16 protein-coding genes are annotated in these 15,871 nt (G+C 50.7%); 15 read left to right on the top strand and 1 reads right to left on the bottom strand.

Going from position 1 to position 15,871, the window contains the following annotated elements:
* Window positions 1-83: 83 nt before the first annotated feature.
* A complete protein-coding gene (locus tag IEX98_RS27285) occupies window positions 84-1,241 on the top strand; it encodes a class I SAM-dependent methyltransferase (protein WP_188892856.1) in 1,158 nt (385 codons plus the stop codon).
* Between the two features lie 83 nt (window positions 1,242-1,324).
* Here IEX98_RS27285 and IEX98_RS27280 read toward each other — a convergent pair whose 3' ends face one another.
* Entirely contained in the window at window positions 1,325-1,561 is a 237-nt protein-coding gene (locus IEX98_RS27280) for a DUF2626 domain-containing protein (protein WP_188892855.1), read from the bottom strand.
* 266 nt (window positions 1,562-1,827) lie between these two features.
* Between IEX98_RS27280 and IEX98_RS27275 the strand changes: the two genes are divergently transcribed.
* From IEX98_RS27275 to IEX98_RS27210, 14 genes are all read left to right on the top strand, one after another.
* The gene (locus tag IEX98_RS27275; RefSeq protein WP_188892854.1) at window positions 1,828-2,478 is read left to right on the top strand and encodes an RsfA family transcriptional regulator; all 651 of its coding nucleotides are present in this window, start codon (window positions 1,828-1,830) and stop codon (window positions 2,476-2,478) included.
* Window positions 2,479-2,605: 127 nt separating this feature from the next.
* Window positions 2,606-3,580 (top strand): ketopantoate reductase family protein, encoded by a 975-nt coding sequence (locus IEX98_RS27270; protein ID WP_188892853.1) that lies wholly within the window; start codon window positions 2,606-2,608, stop codon window positions 3,578-3,580.
* A 19-nt stretch (window positions 3,581-3,599) separates the two neighbouring features.
* Window positions 3,600-3,995: a DUF3397 domain-containing protein gene (locus tag IEX98_RS27265; RefSeq protein WP_188892852.1), complete on the top strand. Its 396-nt coding sequence runs from the start codon at window positions 3,600-3,602 to the stop codon at window positions 3,993-3,995.
* A 143-nt stretch (window positions 3,996-4,138) separates the two neighbouring features.
* Window positions 4,139-5,809 (top strand): bacillithiol biosynthesis cysteine-adding enzyme BshC, encoded by a 1,671-nt coding sequence (gene bshC / locus IEX98_RS27260; RefSeq protein WP_229692423.1) that lies wholly within the window; start codon window positions 4,139-4,141, stop codon window positions 5,807-5,809.
* A 25-nt stretch (window positions 5,810-5,834) separates the two neighbouring features.
* Window positions 5,835-7,097, top strand: a complete 1,263-nt coding sequence (locus IEX98_RS27255) for an adenosylhomocysteinase (RefSeq protein WP_188892851.1) — start codon at window positions 5,835-5,837, stop codon at window positions 7,095-7,097.
* Between the two features lie 168 nt (window positions 7,098-7,265).
* Window positions 7,266-8,459 carry an ornithine--oxo-acid transaminase gene (locus IEX98_RS27250; protein WP_188892850.1) on the top strand — a complete coding sequence of 398 codons (1,194 nt, stop codon included), beginning with the start codon at window positions 7,266-7,268 and terminating at the stop codon, window positions 8,457-8,459.
* Window positions 8,456-9,379: an arginase gene (locus IEX98_RS27245; protein WP_188892849.1), complete on the top strand. Its 924-nt coding sequence runs from the start codon at window positions 8,456-8,458 to the stop codon at window positions 9,377-9,379. The genes IEX98_RS27250 and IEX98_RS27245 overlap by 4 nt, the downstream gene beginning before the upstream one ends.
* Window positions 9,380-9,470: 91 nt before the next feature.
* Window positions 9,471-10,595, top strand: a complete 1,125-nt coding sequence (locus tag IEX98_RS27240) for a DUF4349 domain-containing protein (protein ID WP_188892848.1) — start codon at window positions 9,471-9,473, stop codon at window positions 10,593-10,595.
* A 153-nt stretch (window positions 10,596-10,748) separates the two neighbouring features.
* Entirely contained in the window at window positions 10,749-11,186 is a 438-nt protein-coding gene (gene mraZ / locus IEX98_RS27235; protein ID WP_188892847.1) for a division/cell wall cluster transcriptional repressor MraZ, read from the top strand.
* Between the two features lie 30 nt (window positions 11,187-11,216).
* Window positions 11,217-12,167: a 16S rRNA (cytosine(1402)-N(4))-methyltransferase RsmH gene (gene rsmH / locus IEX98_RS27230; RefSeq protein WP_188892846.1), complete on the top strand. Its 951-nt coding sequence runs from the start codon at window positions 11,217-11,219 to the stop codon at window positions 12,165-12,167.
* A gap of 17 nt (window positions 12,168-12,184) precedes the next feature.
* Entirely contained in the window at window positions 12,185-12,586 is a 402-nt protein-coding gene (locus IEX98_RS27225) for an FtsL-like putative cell division protein (protein WP_188892845.1), read from the top strand.
* A 54-nt stretch (window positions 12,587-12,640) separates the two neighbouring features.
* Window positions 12,641-14,869: a penicillin-binding transpeptidase domain-containing protein gene (locus IEX98_RS27220; protein ID WP_229692422.1), complete on the top strand. Its 2,229-nt coding sequence runs from the start codon at window positions 12,641-12,643 to the stop codon at window positions 14,867-14,869.
* Between the two features lie 153 nt (window positions 14,870-15,022).
* Entirely contained in the window at window positions 15,023-15,331 is a 309-nt protein-coding gene (locus IEX98_RS27215; RefSeq protein ID WP_188892843.1) for a transposase, read from the top strand.
* 176 nt (window positions 15,332-15,507) lie between these two features.
* Window positions 15,508-15,717 carry an IS3 family transposase gene (locus IEX98_RS27210; protein ID WP_188892842.1) on the top strand — a complete coding sequence of 70 codons (210 nt, stop codon included), beginning with the start codon at window positions 15,508-15,510 and terminating at the stop codon, window positions 15,715-15,717.
* Window positions 15,718-15,871: the final 154 nt, after the last annotated feature.

Genomic DNA, 15,871 nt, shown 5'->3' with positions numbered 1-15,871 from the left:
TATGCGGCAGTTCCATCTATTATATCTTAAGCCGCTGGAAAGTTTAAGCATATCAATCGCTAATCGCGAGGAGGCTAACCGGGATGATGAATGGGCTGGCGCGCCGAATAGCGCAAAGGATTGCGGAACAGCCGGAAACGGGATGGAGCTATGACTTGCAAGGCGATAGACAACCGGTACGCTGCATTGTTTTTGCGCAATATATGGAATTCTGTCTTTACGATGAGAAAGAGGGATATTACCGGTCGGGTGAAGTTCGTGTAGGCCGCGAGGGCGATTTTTATACCAGCTCCTATATTAGCTCTGTAATGGCAGAGTGTCTGGCCGCTTCCATTGCCCGTTATTCCGCTTGCAAGGCTGCAGAGGTATGGGAATGGGGGGCTGGCACCGGAAGGTTATCCAGACAGCTTCTGGACGTCTGGGCAGGGCAGCCTGCACAGAAACGACCAACGCGATACGGAATTGTCGAGGATCATCCTGGCCACCGCGGATCAGCGGCTGCTCTTTGCAGGGAACTTGCAATGGAATTGCTGCATCGTCCTTTGCAAGTTATTGATTCCGAACAGGCGATGCGACAAAGGAAGCTTAGCGCCAAAAAAGGCGACGCTATCCTCATCTTTGCAAACGAATTACTGGATGCCTTTCCAGTACACCGCGTCCAGCAGCATCGCGGCGAACTGGTGGAATTAGGGGTATCTGTCTCGCCCGAAGGCGAATTTCACTATGTCTATATGCCGCTCTCGGACAGCAGGTTGGGTTCTTGGCTGGAGCGGGACGGTGTTCAGCTGGCCGAGGGGCAGCAGACGGAATTAAATCTGGCCGCTGCAGAATGGCTGAGGGCGCTTTATGAGCGCATTGATCAGGGGAGAGTCATCATCATCGACTACGGCCATGAAGCGGCCGAATATACGGCGCTGTACCGAATGAGAGGGACGCTGCTGTGCTACTCCGGACATCAAGCGTCCGACAGTCCGTTCCAACGGATTGGGGAGCAGGATCTAACGGCGCATGTCCCTTTTACACCGCTTCGGAGAGAGGCGGCAGAGCAGGGCTGGAAGGAAGTTTATTATGGCACGCAAAAACAGTTTTTAATCGACAACGGGGTGTTCGATTTGCTGCAAAACGACATCTCAAACGATCCTTTCAGTGAGACGGCGAAGCGGAATAGAGCGGTACGCCAGCTTTTGCTGAGTGACGGGATGAGCGAGACGTTTAAAGTGCTTATTTTGGAAAAGGAATGAGCATAGACAGAAAAAAGGCGCGGCACCAACTGGTGCTGCGCCTTTAATTTCATTTGTTAAAAGTAAGCGGTAAGCAGGTTTGCTTAGAAAGGCATACCCATTTTGAAAACGGTCCAGTAGGTAAATCCGATGAACGAAACCAACATATACCCCCAGAACATGACTATGTACGTTCTCTCCGTAAAATTCAGATATCCCAAAAATACGAAAGCAACCGCTTGGGCGAAGAAAAGAAGCGCGAATTCGGTCATGTGGCCGGCAAAAGCCATGAGGCCGATCACAAGAGTCCAAAAACCGAGTACCCGATACATGCGTGCCATGAAAATATCCCCCCTTACATGAGCCTCGAATTTCTATTGTACATTATAACGTTTGGAGTTATCAGTGTAAACAAGCAATCGCCATCATTTGTTAATTATTTATATGTGTTTTGCTGTTTTCACCATCAGTTTGCACAATAAACGGAATCAATATGTATGAGTGAAAACAATTTTGGTTATACAAATTAGTATCCAATAGATTCTATGAACTCTACCAAGGGCATAGAGATAAAGTAAGCGCCTTTACGTTAGGAGGTTTTGGTCGCATGACAGCAGTTAGACAGGATGCGTGGAGTCCGGACGATGATCTTATTCTCGCCGAAGTTACACTACGCCATATTCGCGAAGGCAGTACCCAGTTAGCAGCGTTTGAAGAGGTCGGCGAACGAATCGGACGTACTTCCGCAGCATGCGGATTCCGATGGAATAGCTGTGTCCGCAAACGTTATGAGGAAGCGATACAAATTGCAAAGCAGCAGCGCCAGAAACGGAACTATTTGAAAAAACAAGCAATTGTCGTTACCCCGCATGTCTCATCGATAGCCGTGTTTGAATCGGAGGAGAAAAGTTTCCGTTCCGATTCGGTGACGACGGAGGAAGGATTGTCCGTTGATTCGGTCATTCGATTCTTGCGTCAATTTAAATCGACCTATCAGGACGTCAGCCGTCAAATCAAAGCATTCGAGAAGGAACTGAAAGAGAAAGACGACGAGCTGTATCGTCTTCGTGAAGAGAATGAGAGATTGTCTAAGGAAGTAAACAGTGCGCAAACGGATTATCGGACCGTTAATGACGACTATAAAACGTTGATCCAAATTATGGACCGCGCTCGCCGGCTTACCGTGTTAACGCATGAGGAAGAGGCAAAACCGAGATTCAAGATGGATGCGAACGGCAATTTAGAGCGCATCGAATAGGATGGCATGAGATTGTAAAGCAAGCGGATCGTACAGGGAGCAATTCCTCGTGCGATCCGTTTTCTTTTTGCCCGGACAGTCCGGATTAGGTATGCTATACAAAAAAAGGTAGGGGAGACGAGGGCGATTGCGAATTGATATGGTTGGAGGGGGAGCGATCGGACTGCTCTTCGCGGCGAGGCTCGCGACGGCCGGCGCTGCGGTCACCGTATGGACAAGAACGGAGAGCCAGGCGGCCGCATTAACGGCGGGCGGCATTGACTATCGGGATGGGGAAGAAGGCGCCCCAACTGTCCATGTTGGCGTTGCCAGCCAGTGTCTGGCGGATTTGACCGAGCCTCTGGCAAGCGGTCAGTCCGAGGAGGAGCATTGGGTGGTATTGGCGGTCAAGCAGAGCCATCTGAATGAAGAGCTGCTCAGCAGGCTTAGGCGGCTGGTGAAGCCGGGCACCCGTATTCTAGGTTTGCAAAATGGCGTCGGCCATCTGGAGAAGCTAGCCGAGGCGCTTCCGGGCGCATCTCTCTATGCCGGTGTGACGACCGAAGGAGCCAAGCGTTCTGGGGAAACAGGCGTCATTCATACCGGACATGGACAGCTTTTTTGGGGACCCCTGCGCGTAAATGGAAGCGAATCGGACAAAAAGGGCGAAAAATCCCAAAATTTATGGATAAAAACGCTGGAATCGGCAGGATTCAGCGCAACGCTGTCGAATGACATGAATAGTCGCATTTATGAGAAATTGCTAATCAATGCGGTCATTAACCCGCTGACTGCTTTATATGACGTGACGAATGGTGAACTGCCGATGCATCCGCTACGTAAGAAATTGATGCATGCGCTCTATTCGGAAACGATGGAAGTTTTAGCTTCAGACGGTTTGGCGATGGATAGTGACGGCTGGCAGAGGGTTCTCGGCGTTTGCCAGGCAACAGCCGGCAACGTGTCGTCCATGCTAGCGGATGTACGAGCCGGAAGGGTAACCGAAATCGAATGGATTAATGGCGGCGTCAGCCGCATCGCAGCAAGAATCGGATTGCGTTCTCCTTTGAATGACGCCATCTGCACGTTGGTCAGCCAACTGCAAGTTAACGAAAATTCATAAACAATCGAGGTGAACGGATATGGCATGGCTTTATGGCAGCATTACCTATTTATATGCATACTTGGCGGTCATACCGGTTATTCCGTTCTTCCTGGTCTTCTTGGGTCACAGCGCATTAACGGGCGACAACAAGAAGGCGTTCCGCCTGGCGATGGACATTACGACAGCTTTGCTGATCGGATGCGTAGCGGTGTTGTTCGACAACTTGTTCAACAGCCAGTTTGGCTTATACGGCATCATTTTGTTTATGCTGATCGGCGGTGGACTGCTGGGCAACGCCCAGTTCAGGAAGCGGGGCAGCGTGGATGTAAAGCGGGTGTTCCGCACGGTGTGGCGGCTTGGTTTTTTTGGTATGAGCGTGCTCTATCTGCTCTTGATGCTGATCTCTATCGGGCATAAAATATTGTTTGCCTAGCCGCTTAGACCTTTGCAATCTCTAAATAGAAATATAGCGGAATGTACAGCCTTTCGAGAAGGGAGGCTGTATTTCTTTTTGACGTTTCCCATATCCTTTGTGTACAATCAATTTGTTAGTGGAAAGAAAAGAAGCGTTACATTATGAATGATTCGGGAGGTACTGGCCGCGCTATGTCGACAGAAGTATACCATTTATCAAGCGCCCAGCCGTTAACAGAGGCGTATATACAGCAATCGGATGAGAGAATCGAATCGCTATTCGGCTATCATCCCGAGAAAGAGCAAGATTGGTCCAGACGCTCCAAGCGTCTTGAGAATACGGCAGCAAGCCGGGTTGAATCGGTAGCGCTGGCAGAAGCGCTTCGCGATTACAATACTAAATTTCAAACGGCACCGGAGGCGCAAGCTTCAATTAACGCCATTGCCGAAGGAGCTCCGGTCATCGTCGGCGGTCAGCAAGCAGGCCTGTGGTCGGGACCGCTAATGGTCGTACATAAAGCGGTATCGATCATCGGTGCGGCAAAATGGGCGACTAAGCAGCTTGGCAAAACGGTTGTTCCGGTATTTTGGATTGCCGGGGAAGATCATGACTGGGACGAAGCCAATCATACGTATGTCTTAACCGCAGAGCAGGAGCTCCGCAAGCTGTCTGTTCAACGTCCGGAAGGGGCTAGAACGTCTGTAAGCCGAACTGTCATTAATGAGGATACTTGGAAGGAACTGCTTGCCGAGCTGGAGCAATCGCTGCCGCATTCGGAATTCAAGCCGGTTATGCTGGAGCAGTTGTCGCAAGCGGCAGAGCGCTCGCAGTCGCTGTCCGATTTGTTCGCGGGCATCCTGACGACGCTATTCGGCAAAGAAGGTCTAGTCGTGCTTGATGCCGACGATTCCGCCATCCGCAAGCTTGAGGCGCCGATGTTCCGCAAGCTGATCGAGCAGAACGACGAGTTGGAGCGGGCTTATGTCGCTGCAGCCGATAAAGTGAAGGGCTTCGGCTACGAGCTGCAGGCAGATGTTGTACCGGGCAGCGCCAATTTATTCGTTTTCCAAGCAGCGAACGGCAATGAACGGACGCTGCTGCATAAACTGGAAGGAAAGTTTCAAGACCGCAAAGGCCAAGTCTCCTTGTCAAAAGAGGAGCTGTTGCAATTAGCGGATCAAGAGCCATCGCAGCTTAGCAACAACGTGCTGACGAGGCCGCTTATGCAGGATTATTTGCTGCCGGTGCTGGGAACAGTTCTTGGACCGGGCGAGATTGCCTACTGGGCATTGACGGGCGGTGCATTCCGTCATCTGGATATGGAAATGCCAATCGTCATTCCGAGAATGTCGTTTACGCTGGTTGAAGGCACTGTAGCCAAACATATGGCTAAATACGAGCTGACATTCGAAGATGTCGCTACACGTTTTGACGAGAAGAAACAGCATTGGCTGACCGAGCAGGATCAACTGTCTATTGACGAGCGGTTCGCCGCAGTCAAACAGTCGTTCAACGATATGTATGGTCCGCTGCTGGAGCTTGCTTCATCGGTGCAGCCTGGTCTGGCTAAGCTTGGGGAGACGAATCGTCAGAAGATCGTCGAGCAGATCGAATATTTGGAATCGAAAACCAAGGATGCGCATAACAAGCAATATGAAGCGTCCATCCGCCAGCTTGACCGCATCGCTTTGTCCTTGTGGCCTTCAGGCAAGCCTCAGGAACGGGTGTCGAATATGACGTCTTACTGGAACCGCTATGGCCTAACATGGCTGGAGAAGCTGCTGGAAGTGCCTTATGAGCGCACGGGCGGACATCAAATCGTATATTTATAAGGGAATAAATGAGGGAGGCCGTGACATGACCGCGTTGGAAAACAGCATTATTCGCGATATCGCGCTCGCGCCGGAAGGTCATCTGAAAATTGACTGGGCAAGCGCGCATATGCCGGTATTGAACCGGATTCGCAAGCAGTTTGAGAAAGAGCAGCCTTTTAAAGGTCTGAAAGTAACGATTTCGCTTCACTTGGAGGCGAAAACCGCTTACCTGGCTAAAGTTGTTCAAGCCGGGGGAGCAGAAGTAACGATTACAGGCAGCAATCCGCTGTCGACGCAGGACGATGTATGTGCAGCGCTTGTAGAGGATGGCATTACGGTATTTGCGAAATATAATCCGGAGCCTCAAGAGTTCAAAGAGCTGAACATTAAGGCGCTGGAGTCGAAGCCCGATCTCATTATTGACGATGGCGGCGACTTGGCGACGATTTTGCATAACGACCGTCCGGATCTGCGGGTTAACCTGAGAGGCGGAGCGGAAGAAACGACTACGGGTATAATTCGTCTGAAGGCGATGCAAAAAGACGGTACGCTGCAATTTCCGATGGTCGCCGTTAATGATGCTTACTGCAAATATTTATTCGACAACCGTTATGGTACGGGGCAATCGGTATTTGACGGCATCAACCGCACAACGAACCTCGTCGTTGCTGGCAAAACTGTCGTTGTCGTCGGCTACGGCTGGTGCGGCAAAGGCGTTGCGATGCGTGCTAAAGGGCTGGGAGCCAACGTTGTCGTGACTGAGGTTGACGCGATTAAAGCGGTAGAAGCCTATATGGACGGCTTTACGGTTCTGCCGATGATTGAAGCAGCTAAAGTCGGCGAGTTTTTCGTTACGGTAACAGGCAACCGTGATTGCATCCGCGGTGAGCATTACGAGGTGATGAGAGACGGCGCGATCTTATCCAATGCCGGTCACTTTGACGTCGAGTTCAATAAACCGGAGCTTGCAGCTCTTTCTTCGGATATTCGCAAGGTTCGTCACAATATCGAAGAATACAAGCTGAAGGACGGCCGCAGCATTTATGTGCTGGCTGAGGGCAGACTCGTTAACCTTGCAGCTGGCGATGGCCATCCGGCGGAAATTATGGATACGACATTTGCACTGCAGGCGCTTGGCCTGAAGTATGTCAACGAGAGCTATGCTTCGATCGGCAAGCAAGTGGTCAACGTTCCTTACGAGCTTGATAATCAGGTTGCAAGCTTCAAGCTGGATTCGCTGGGCATTACGATCGACAAGCTGACTGACGAGCAAGTTGCTTATTTGGACAGCTGGAAAGAAAATTAATTGGAATAGAACTGAGAACCGCAGGCAAGGGAAACCTTGCTTTGCGGTTTTTTTGTATGCAGGCCGTTCAAGCATGGATTGAAATAAGCGCACATCGGTCAGGGAAAACAGAAGACGGGAATGGGACTCGCAATGGCAGCCGTACAATGAATGAAGGAGGGATTTCTAATGAGGAGCTCCGTTGAAACGATACATTTGATGGATAAGTTCGGTGCCCGTAATTACAGTCCGCTTCCCGTCGTTATCGCCCGCGCCGAAGGCGTATGGGTGGAAGATCCCGAAGGCCGCCGTTATCTGGATATGCTGAGCGCTTATTCCGCGCTGAATCACGGGCATCGTCACCCCGCCATTATTAAGGCACTGAAGGAGCAGGCGGATAAAGTAACGCTCACCTCGAGAGCATTTCACAGTGAGGAATTGGGACAGCTAAGTAAAAAGTTGGCCGCTTATACGGGCAAAGCCAAAGTTTTAGCAATGAATACCGGCGCGGAGGCGGTCGAGACCGCATTGAAGGCTGCACGCCGCTGGGCTTACCGGGTGAAGGGGATTCCAGCCGATGCAGCAGAGATTATCGTATGCGAAGGCAATTTTCACGGCAGAACGATTACGATCACTTCTTTTTCATCCGATGCCCCATACCGGGACGGATTTGGTCCTTTTACACCAGGGTTCAAGCTGATACCCTATGGCGATATCGCAGCGCTGGAACAGGCGATTACCGACCGTACGGCTGCTTTTTTGGTGGAGCCGATTCAGGGCGAGGCTGGCGTTATCGTGCCTCCGGACGGCTATTTAAGGGCTGCTCGCGCCTTGTGCAAGAGCAAACAGGTTCTATTCATCGCCGATGAGATTCAGACCGGCTTCGGCCGTACAGGCAAGCGATTTGCCTGCGACTGGGAAGATGTTGATCCTGATGCTTATATCGTCGGCAAAGCGCTTGGCGGCGGGGTCGTCCCGATATCGGCCGTTGCAGCAGATGCTGAACTGCTTGACGTCTTCGATCCCGGTTCCCACGGCTCGACGTTTGGCGGCAACCCGCTCGCTTGTGCGGTAGCGGTTGCCGCGCTTACCGTTCTGGAGGAGGAAGGGCTTGCAACCCGGTCCGAGCAGTTGGGGGCTTATTTCCGGCAAAGGCTTGAAGCCCTCCGGCATGAGGATATTATAGAAGTGCGCGGCCGAGGACTGCTGCTTGGCATGCAGCTTACGGTGCAAGCGAGAGCTTATTGCGAGGCGTTGTTTCGAATTGGCGTCCTATGCAAGGAAACGCATGATACGACCATCCGGTTTGCTCCTCCGCTTACGATCTCCCAAGAGGAGCTGGACTGGGGGCTGGAGCGGATCGAGGAAGTGTTTCAATCATGAGGGATATTACACTGCTATCTGTTCCTTTTGGGCTTGGCGCGGGTCGTGCAGGCAGCGAGCTGGGCCCAGCAAAGCTAGTAGGCGAGCTGGATTTGGCGGGTTCCCTGAGGAGGCATGGCTTGCGAATCGGCGACGAGAAGGAAATTGCCGTTGCGTCCTTACTGAAAGCGATGCCCCCGGATGCGGCGGGATATGCTGGAAAGGCAAGCGGCATGAAGCATGCCGCGGAAGTGCTGAGCGTTTCCCGGGCGCTTGCTGCTGAAGGCGCCGCTGCTGCCGCTGCGGGTCATTTTCCGCTGTTTATTGGGGGTGACCACAGCATGGCAATCGGATCGGTAGCAGGTCTAACGGCGAGGTATGAACAGATGGGCATCATCTGGTTCGACGCGCATGCGGATCTGAACACGGAGACGACGAGCTTCACTGGAAATATGCACGGCATTTCGCTGGCTGCCGCAATTGGGTTGACGACGCTTTCGCTGAAGGATGTTTACAGGGCCGCTAAGCCGATTGCGTTGGAGCGGGCAGTGCTCCTTGGGGCTCGAGATTTGGACCCGGCTGAAGAGCGTTTTATTCAGCAGTCGGGTTTGACATATTTCAGCAAGACGGATATCGGCAGGCTCGGAATAGAAGAGACAACAAGGCGAGCTTTGCAAATTGCCTGCAAGGATGCAGACGGCCTTCATCTCAGCTTTGACATCGATAGCGTGGATCCCGGTGAAGCGCCAGGTACAGGAACGCCGGTTCCTGGCGGGATTAGCATCTTGGAAGTCCGGCTTGCCTTGCGTATTATAGGTTCATCAGCGTTGCTGTCGTCCGCCGATTTCGTAGAGTTGAACCCGCTGCTGGATCAAGGCGAACGCACCTCCAAGCTGATGCACTCGCTAATTGCCGAGCTGCTGCTGGCTCATTCAAGTTAATCGATTGCTGTCGGCAGGCAATCCCTAGTCGAAGTTGCAACTTTTGGAAGAGATGTCCGTCTAAAGGTTATTAACTAAAGGGGGATTGCAGATGCGTATATTAAATAAGCTGCATCTAGTTATGCTGGCAATCATTATAGTTGTACTGGTCATAAGCGGTTGTTCTTCATCAAGTAATGACAGCAAGACCTCCACTCCTAACCGGGTGGCAAGAGATGAATTGGCTGTTGTTCATCAAGAAACTTCTGCAAGAGAAGGAAAGACCGACGGTGGCCCTGTGAAGTACTCCCAGTCGGAAGCGGCCGAATCATCAGCAATGGGGGAAACTAGCGGCTCCATCGGCGATATAGGGGTTGGCGATTCGGAAGGACAGGGCGCTTTTAACCAAAAGCTCATTTACAAAGCTAATTTGACGATGGAAGTTAGCGCGTACGATGATGCCGTAACGGAGCTGCGAACGGCGATTCACCAGAGCGGCGGCTACATTCTTCAATTTCAAGACGGTCAATATGAGAATGAAAAAGGTTCAACCTATACGATAAAAGTTCCCTCGGCCGCTTTTATGTCTTTTGTCGACCGGCTGGACGGCATCAAGCATACCCGGTTTGAAAGACAGCTGGGTGCAACGGATGTAACGGAGGAATACGTCGATCTGGAGTCTCGGCTAAAAGCAAAGCAGGTTGTGGAAGAGCGGCTGCTTGGTTTTATTGATAAGGCACAAAAGGCGGATGATCTCGTTAAGTTTTCACAGCAGCTGGCAACTGTTCAAGAGGAAATAGAGCGAATAAAAGGGCGAGTCCGTTATTTGGATCGCAATGTGGCCTTCTCGACGATTGAGCTTCGAATGTATCAGCCTTCAACTGCTGCCTTGGCAATAGAGGACCGGACGCTAGGCGCGAAAATGTCTTCCGCATTAACCGGCAGCTACAATGGACTGATGACGTTTCTGCAAGGCTTGCTGATCTTTTTGTCCGGCGCGCTACCGGTGCTTGTGTTTCTCGCAATTATTGGAGGGGTGGTCTTCGGGATCTACCGCAGAGCGAATAAGCGGAGAAGCAGCTTTTATAATGGGAATGGGGAAAAACAAGACGAAGGCAGGAACGGGAGCAAGAACAGTCCCCAGGCTGCGGCAGTGGAATCTGATCCCGAACCCGGTTCAAGTGCACAAGAGGCGCCTCTTGAGGGGCGATCTGTGGATAAAAAAGACAAATCGTAATCCGGTGATCGGCTTCGGCTGTTGATAAGTGAAATTTTTTCTAAAATCCTGCTCATAGAGCAGGATTTTTATTTTAGGTGGCGAACTATTGTATCTGAGTGGGGAAAAGTGGGGCAAAGTGGAGGATTTGGGGGAGAGGGTGGAGACGGCCGTATGTTTATGGGTGAATATCAACATAGCATTGACGAAAAGGGCCGTATCATTATCCCTTCAAAATTCCGGGAAGCGCTTGGCGCCTCCTTTATTGCAACCCGCGGACTCGACAACTGCCTGTTTGTATATCCGCTTAGTGAATGGAGCGTCCTGGAGCAGAAGCTCAAAACGCTGCCGCTCATGAAATCGGATGCCCGCGCATTTACCCGTTTCTTCTTCTCGGGGGCAACGGAATGCGAGCTGGACAAACAGGGAAGGGTAAACTTACCGGCGCATCTGCGAGAATACGCAAAGCTGGACAAGGACTGCATGGTTCTCGGCGTATCCGGCCGTGTAGAAATTTGGAGCAAGCACACTTGGGACGGCTACTACGAGCAGTCCGAGCAGACGTTCAATGAAATTGCCGAGAAATTGGTCGATTTCGATTTCAACTTCTAGTAAGGACAACAAGAATGGGAGGAAAATCGCGTGTTTCAGCATATTACAGTTCTTTTGGAAGAAGCGGTTGCAGGCTTGAACATCAAGCCAAACGGCATTTACGTCGATTGCACGCTTGGGGGCGCGGGGCATAGCGAATTAATAGCTTCCCGGCTGGGCGACGGAGGCCGTTTGATCGCATTCGACCAAGATGACGCGGCGCTGAATAACGCTAAGGTTAAGCTTTCTCCCTATATGGATAAAGTAACGCTGGTTAAAAGCAATTTTCGTTATTTGGAAGAAAAGCTGCTTGAATGCGGTGTGCCGACGAAAGACGGCGTTCCGCAGGTAGACGGCATATTGTTTGACCTTGGCGTATCCAGCCCACAACTAGATGAAGCCGATCGCGGCTTCAGTTACAATCATGATGCTCCGCTAGATATGCGTATGGATCAGGGGGGCGCTTTAACCGCTTATGACATCGTCAACGGCTGGGAAGAGCGTGAAATCTCCCGCATTCTTAGCCATTATGGCGAGGAGAAGTTTGCCAGATCGATTGCCCGTAAAATTATCCAGGCGCGTGAAAAAGCCCCGGTAGAGAAGACGGGAGAGCTTGCCGAGCTAATCAAGACTGGTATACCGGCAGCAGCCAGACGAACAGGCGGCCATCCCGCCAAACGTTCGTTCCAAGCGCTGCGCATTGCGGTCAACGATGAGCTGGGGGCCGAAGAAACCGCGTTGGAACAAACCGTCAGATGTCTCGCCCCAGAAGGCCGGGCATCAGTCATTACGTTCCATTCGCTAGAGGACCGGATTTGCAAGCAATTATTTGCGAAATATGTTGAAAAATGCACTTGTCCGCCGGATTTTCCGATGTGTGTATGCGGCGGCACAGGAACGCTGCGGTTAGTGAACCGCAAGCCGATTGTTCCAAGCGAGCAGGAGCTGGAGTTAAATCCGCGCGCTCGTTCGGCCAAGCTGCGTGTCGCAGAAAAATTGTGATTTAGGGGGTTCTCGCATTGTCTTACATTAACGGTAACTTGGCTATGCAGCCAAAGCGCAAACCGGAAGAGCGGCAAACCGTCCGCGAAACAAAGCGCGTCGTCGTCAAGCGCAAGACGCTTCCGACTCAGGAAAAGCTGCTGTATATGTTTTCGGTCGTCGTGCTCGTTATCGTGCTTGGACTCATCTTGGTCCGTCAATCTCAAATCTACGGGATGCGTGTAGAAATCAAGCAAATGACTAACGAATATGAATCGATGAACATTGAAATGAAAGAGCTGACCAAGCAAGTAGAAATGCTCTCCGACAAAGAGAGGATTCGCAAGCTGGCAGAGGAGCGGGGCATGACCATTACGGAACAGCCCGGCATTACGGTGAATCCGGGTGTGGATGATACCGAGTCTGCTTTGCGGAACTAGGTGAACGCCATGATAAAACGAATTCGATTACGGACGTTGCTGTTTGGAGGGATAATGACCCTCCTTTTTGTTATTCTTTTAAGCCGAGTCTATTGGGTACAGGTCGTTAAAGGCGATTTCTGGTATGACATGGCCAAAACAAGATGGTCAACAGAAGAAAAGCTATACGCCAAGAGGGGGACAATTACGGATCGGGACGGTACGGTGCTTGCAATGGATACTCTCGCCTATAACGTATCGGTAAATCCAAAACTCATTAACAGTTTGGACCTTGCCGATGAGGTGGCGAAAGGGCTGCATACGCTACTAGGGAAGCCGGAGGCAGAACTGTACAAGCTCGTTACCGCCCAGAAAGAAGGAACCGATGAATATTTTGTTTATCGGTCAGTTGGCAGAGAGGGCTTGAAGATCGATAAGGAGCTTGCAGATAAAGTAAAGGCGTTCAGCGATGAGCTGGCCAAAAAGCATGAGATCAAAAATAAAGATGTGGGCATTCATCTTGCAAATGATACCAAACGATATTATCCGAAAAATATGTCCGCTTCGCAGCTTCTAGGCTATATCGATCTGCAAGGCGAGGCTAAGACTGGCATTGAAGCTTTTTTCGATGAAAAGCTGAGGGGCGAGGACGGCAACATTATTTACGAGAAAGACGGCAAGCGGGTCGAGCTTGCGAACGGAGAAATTTCTTACCAGCCCGCGAAAGACGGACAGGACATTACACTGACGATCGATGCCGAAATTCAACGTTACCTTGAAGACGCGCTTAAAGGAATCGTAGATCAATATCATCCGAAGACGGTAACGGCTGTTGCGGCTGATCCGAAAACGATGGAAATTTTGGCTATGGCACAAATGCCGACGTACAATCCGAATATCTATTGGAAAAGTGATTACGAGAATGCATATAACCACTCCATCAAATCGCTTTATGAGCCGGGCTCCACGTTCAAAATCGTGACGCTTGCTGCGGCTGTAGAGGAAGGGCTTTTTAATCCAAACGCATCCTATAAGTCAGGCTCTATCAACATACCTCGCAGTAAGCCGGTTAACGATATTAATAAAGTGGGTTGGGGAACCATCAGCTACTTGGATGGCCTGAAGCATTCCAGTAACGTTGCATTCGTTAAGCTTGGACTTGAACAGCTTGGCGGCGAGAAGCTGGTCGACTATATCAACCGTTTTGGTTTTGGTCAGAAGACCGGCATAGCGCTTGGCGGGGAAGCATCAGGGAAGATCAATATTAACCTGAACCGGCCAAGTGATATTGCCCGGGCATCTTTCGGTCAAGGGGAAGTGCAAGTAACAGCGATTCAGCAAGTTGCTGCTGTCGCTGCTGTCGCGAATGGCGGCAAGCTGCTGCAGCCGCAAATTATTAAACAGATTTATGATCCGTCTACCAAGACGACGCAAAAGTTCGAACCAAAGGTTATCCGGCAAGTCATTTCTCCAGAATCGTCAAAGAAAGTCGGCGAATATTTGGAGCAGGTCGTATCCGATAAGGTGATCGGTACGGGGAAAAACGCCTATATCGAAGGATATCGGGTAGCGGGTAAAACGGGTACGGCACAAAAAGTAGTAAACGGCGTCTATTCCAAAACAAAATTCGTCGTTTCTTTTATCGGCTATGCGCCGGTTGAAGATCCAAAGATCGTGCTGTATATCGTTGTCGACGAGCCGAACAACTCGCTCGTAGGCGGCGGTACGGTCGCGGCTCCTGCTTTCAAAGAGGTCGTCTCCAAAACGCTTCGTCACTACGGAATAGCGCCTAGCGTTAAGCTAGAGGATGAGCCAAAGAAAAAAGACGCGCTTACGGCTCCGGATATGAGATCCCAGACCGTGGTGCAAGCCAAGGCGCTGCTTAAAGCTAAAAATCTCGATTATGAAATTGTAGGCAACGGCACAACCGTCCTTCAGCAAATTCCGGCGAATGGGACTGTTATTAACTCGACGCAGCGAATCTATTTAATTACGGAGCAGCGGGACAAGCTTAAAATTCCGGATATGTCCGGGCTGTCGCTCCGGGATGCGCTCGAAGTATCTTCCGTACTGAATATCCGGCTGATCGTCGAGGGCCAGGGATATGTGGTCTCACAGCAGGAGGAGCTGATAAAAGGCGAACGGCACTTGCGCCTCAAGCTGCAGCCGCCTGAGGGCGCCGAAGCTATCGTCTCGGGCGATAGCTCCACCGACAACCCTGACGACGCAGCAGGAGACACTAGCAATACCGGCTCCTCGGATGGCGAGGGCTCCGATTCTGCCTCTAACGAGCCCGCTGATTAGCGGGCTTAAGTTTGTAGAGAAACCCCTGTTTTTTTACAAAACACAGGGGTTCTCTTTGTTTTATGGGGAATGGCTGGAGCTGATGCAACTCCTGATTTTATGGAGTACTTCTCTACTACAATATACAATCGTATAAAGGGAGGGTGTTTTCGCATGGAAGAAGAACTTAAGCTTAAAGTAGTAAGCGAAGCGTCGTCTGGTGTAAAGGTGGACGTCCTGGCCAAAAAGTACGACATCCAAGCAGGAACTATTCGTCAATGGGTTCGTGAATACCAGGATGAAATGAGCAAACATGAACTACCTAAGCCAGATGAAAAACTGCAAGAAATACTTCGTCTCCAAAAAGTCGAAGAAAAATATAACAAAATCAACGCCCTTATTAAAGAAAAGGAGCTCGAGACTGAAATTCTTCGTGAACTGCTAAAAAAAGTAAACCCTGCTTATCGGCCAGACTCGAAATAGCAGGCGAGTTTATCGGTAAGCAGGGAGCCAACGCCGCATTTGTCTTGAGAGTGCTCGGCATTGCAGAATCCACCTATTATGATCGAAAAAAACGAGAAGCATCCAAAGCGGATCCCAGCGAGGAATCTAAATCCCCATCTACCGTTCGCAGAGGACGACCCGGTACGGAGTATTCCTTGACGAAAGACGGACGTAAGATCAGCAATGAGCAAATCAAAGCCTGGCTGCTTGAGCTCGTTGAAAGCGAGGGACGAGAGTATGGCTATAAACGTCTTGCCCGGTGTCTCCAGGACAGACATCAGCTCGTGTTGGGGAAAAAGAAGGCTTATCGGCTTTGTAAGGAGCTTCAGATCCTGCATGTGCAGTGGGCAGTGAAAACAAAGTAGCCTCGTTGCTTCCTCAAATGCAAAAATACATTTTGATTACCATAAAAAGTGTGTTTTTCAGCTTCAAAATGTAAAAGTGCAACTAGAATAAACAGTGGACACTCGTTAAGTGTAGAAAGAAAATAACATTAACGAGGAGAGGTGTTTGGCATGG

The organism is Paenibacillus radicis (ex Gao et al. 2016) (assembly GCF_014641555.1).
Taxonomy (GTDB): Bacteria; Bacillota; Bacilli; order Paenibacillales; family Paenibacillaceae; genus Pristimantibacillus; species Pristimantibacillus radicis.
Note: the sequence above shows the minus strand (reverse complement) of the source record. Positions and strands in the feature narration are given on the sequence as shown.

Bases quoted from the DNA above. Each gene is read 5' to 3' on its own strand.
- IEX98_RS27265 (WP_188892852.1), top strand. From the start codon at position 3,600: ATGGCATGGCTTTATGGCAGCATTACCTATTTATATGCATACTTGGCG.
- IEX98_RS27285 (WP_188892856.1), top strand. From the start codon at position 84: ATGATGAATGGGCTGGCGCGCCGAATAGCGCAAAGGATTGCGGAACAG.
- IEX98_RS27275 (WP_188892854.1), top strand. From the start codon at position 1,828: ATGACAGCAGTTAGACAGGATGCGTGGAGTCCGGACGATGATCTTATT.
- IEX98_RS27250 (WP_188892850.1), top strand. From the start codon at position 7,266: ATGAGGAGCTCCGTTGAAACGATACATTTGATGGATAAGTTCGGTGCC.
- IEX98_RS27215 (WP_188892843.1), top strand. From the start codon at position 15,023: ATGGAAGAAGAACTTAAGCTTAAAGTAGTAAGCGAAGCGTCGTCTGGT.
- mraZ (WP_188892847.1), top strand. From the start codon at position 10,749: ATGTTTATGGGTGAATATCAACATAGCATTGACGAAAAGGGCCGTATC.
- IEX98_RS27280 (WP_188892855.1), bottom strand. From the start codon at position 1,561: ATGGCACGCATGTATCGGGTACTCGGTTTTTGGACTCTTGTGATCGGC.
- bshC (WP_229692423.1), top strand. From the start codon at position 4,139: ATGAATGATTCGGGAGGTACTGGCCGCGCTATGTCGACAGAAGTATAC.
- IEX98_RS27240 (WP_188892848.1), top strand. From the start codon at position 9,471: ATGCGTATATTAAATAAGCTGCATCTAGTTATGCTGGCAATCATTATA.
- IEX98_RS27245 (WP_188892849.1), top strand. From the start codon at position 8,456: ATGAGGGATATTACACTGCTATCTGTTCCTTTTGGGCTTGGCGCGGGT.
- IEX98_RS27255 (WP_188892851.1), top strand. From the start codon at position 5,835: ATGACCGCGTTGGAAAACAGCATTATTCGCGATATCGCGCTCGCGCCG.
- IEX98_RS27220 (WP_229692422.1), top strand. From the start codon at position 12,641: ATGACCCTCCTTTTTGTTATTCTTTTAAGCCGAGTCTATTGGGTACAG.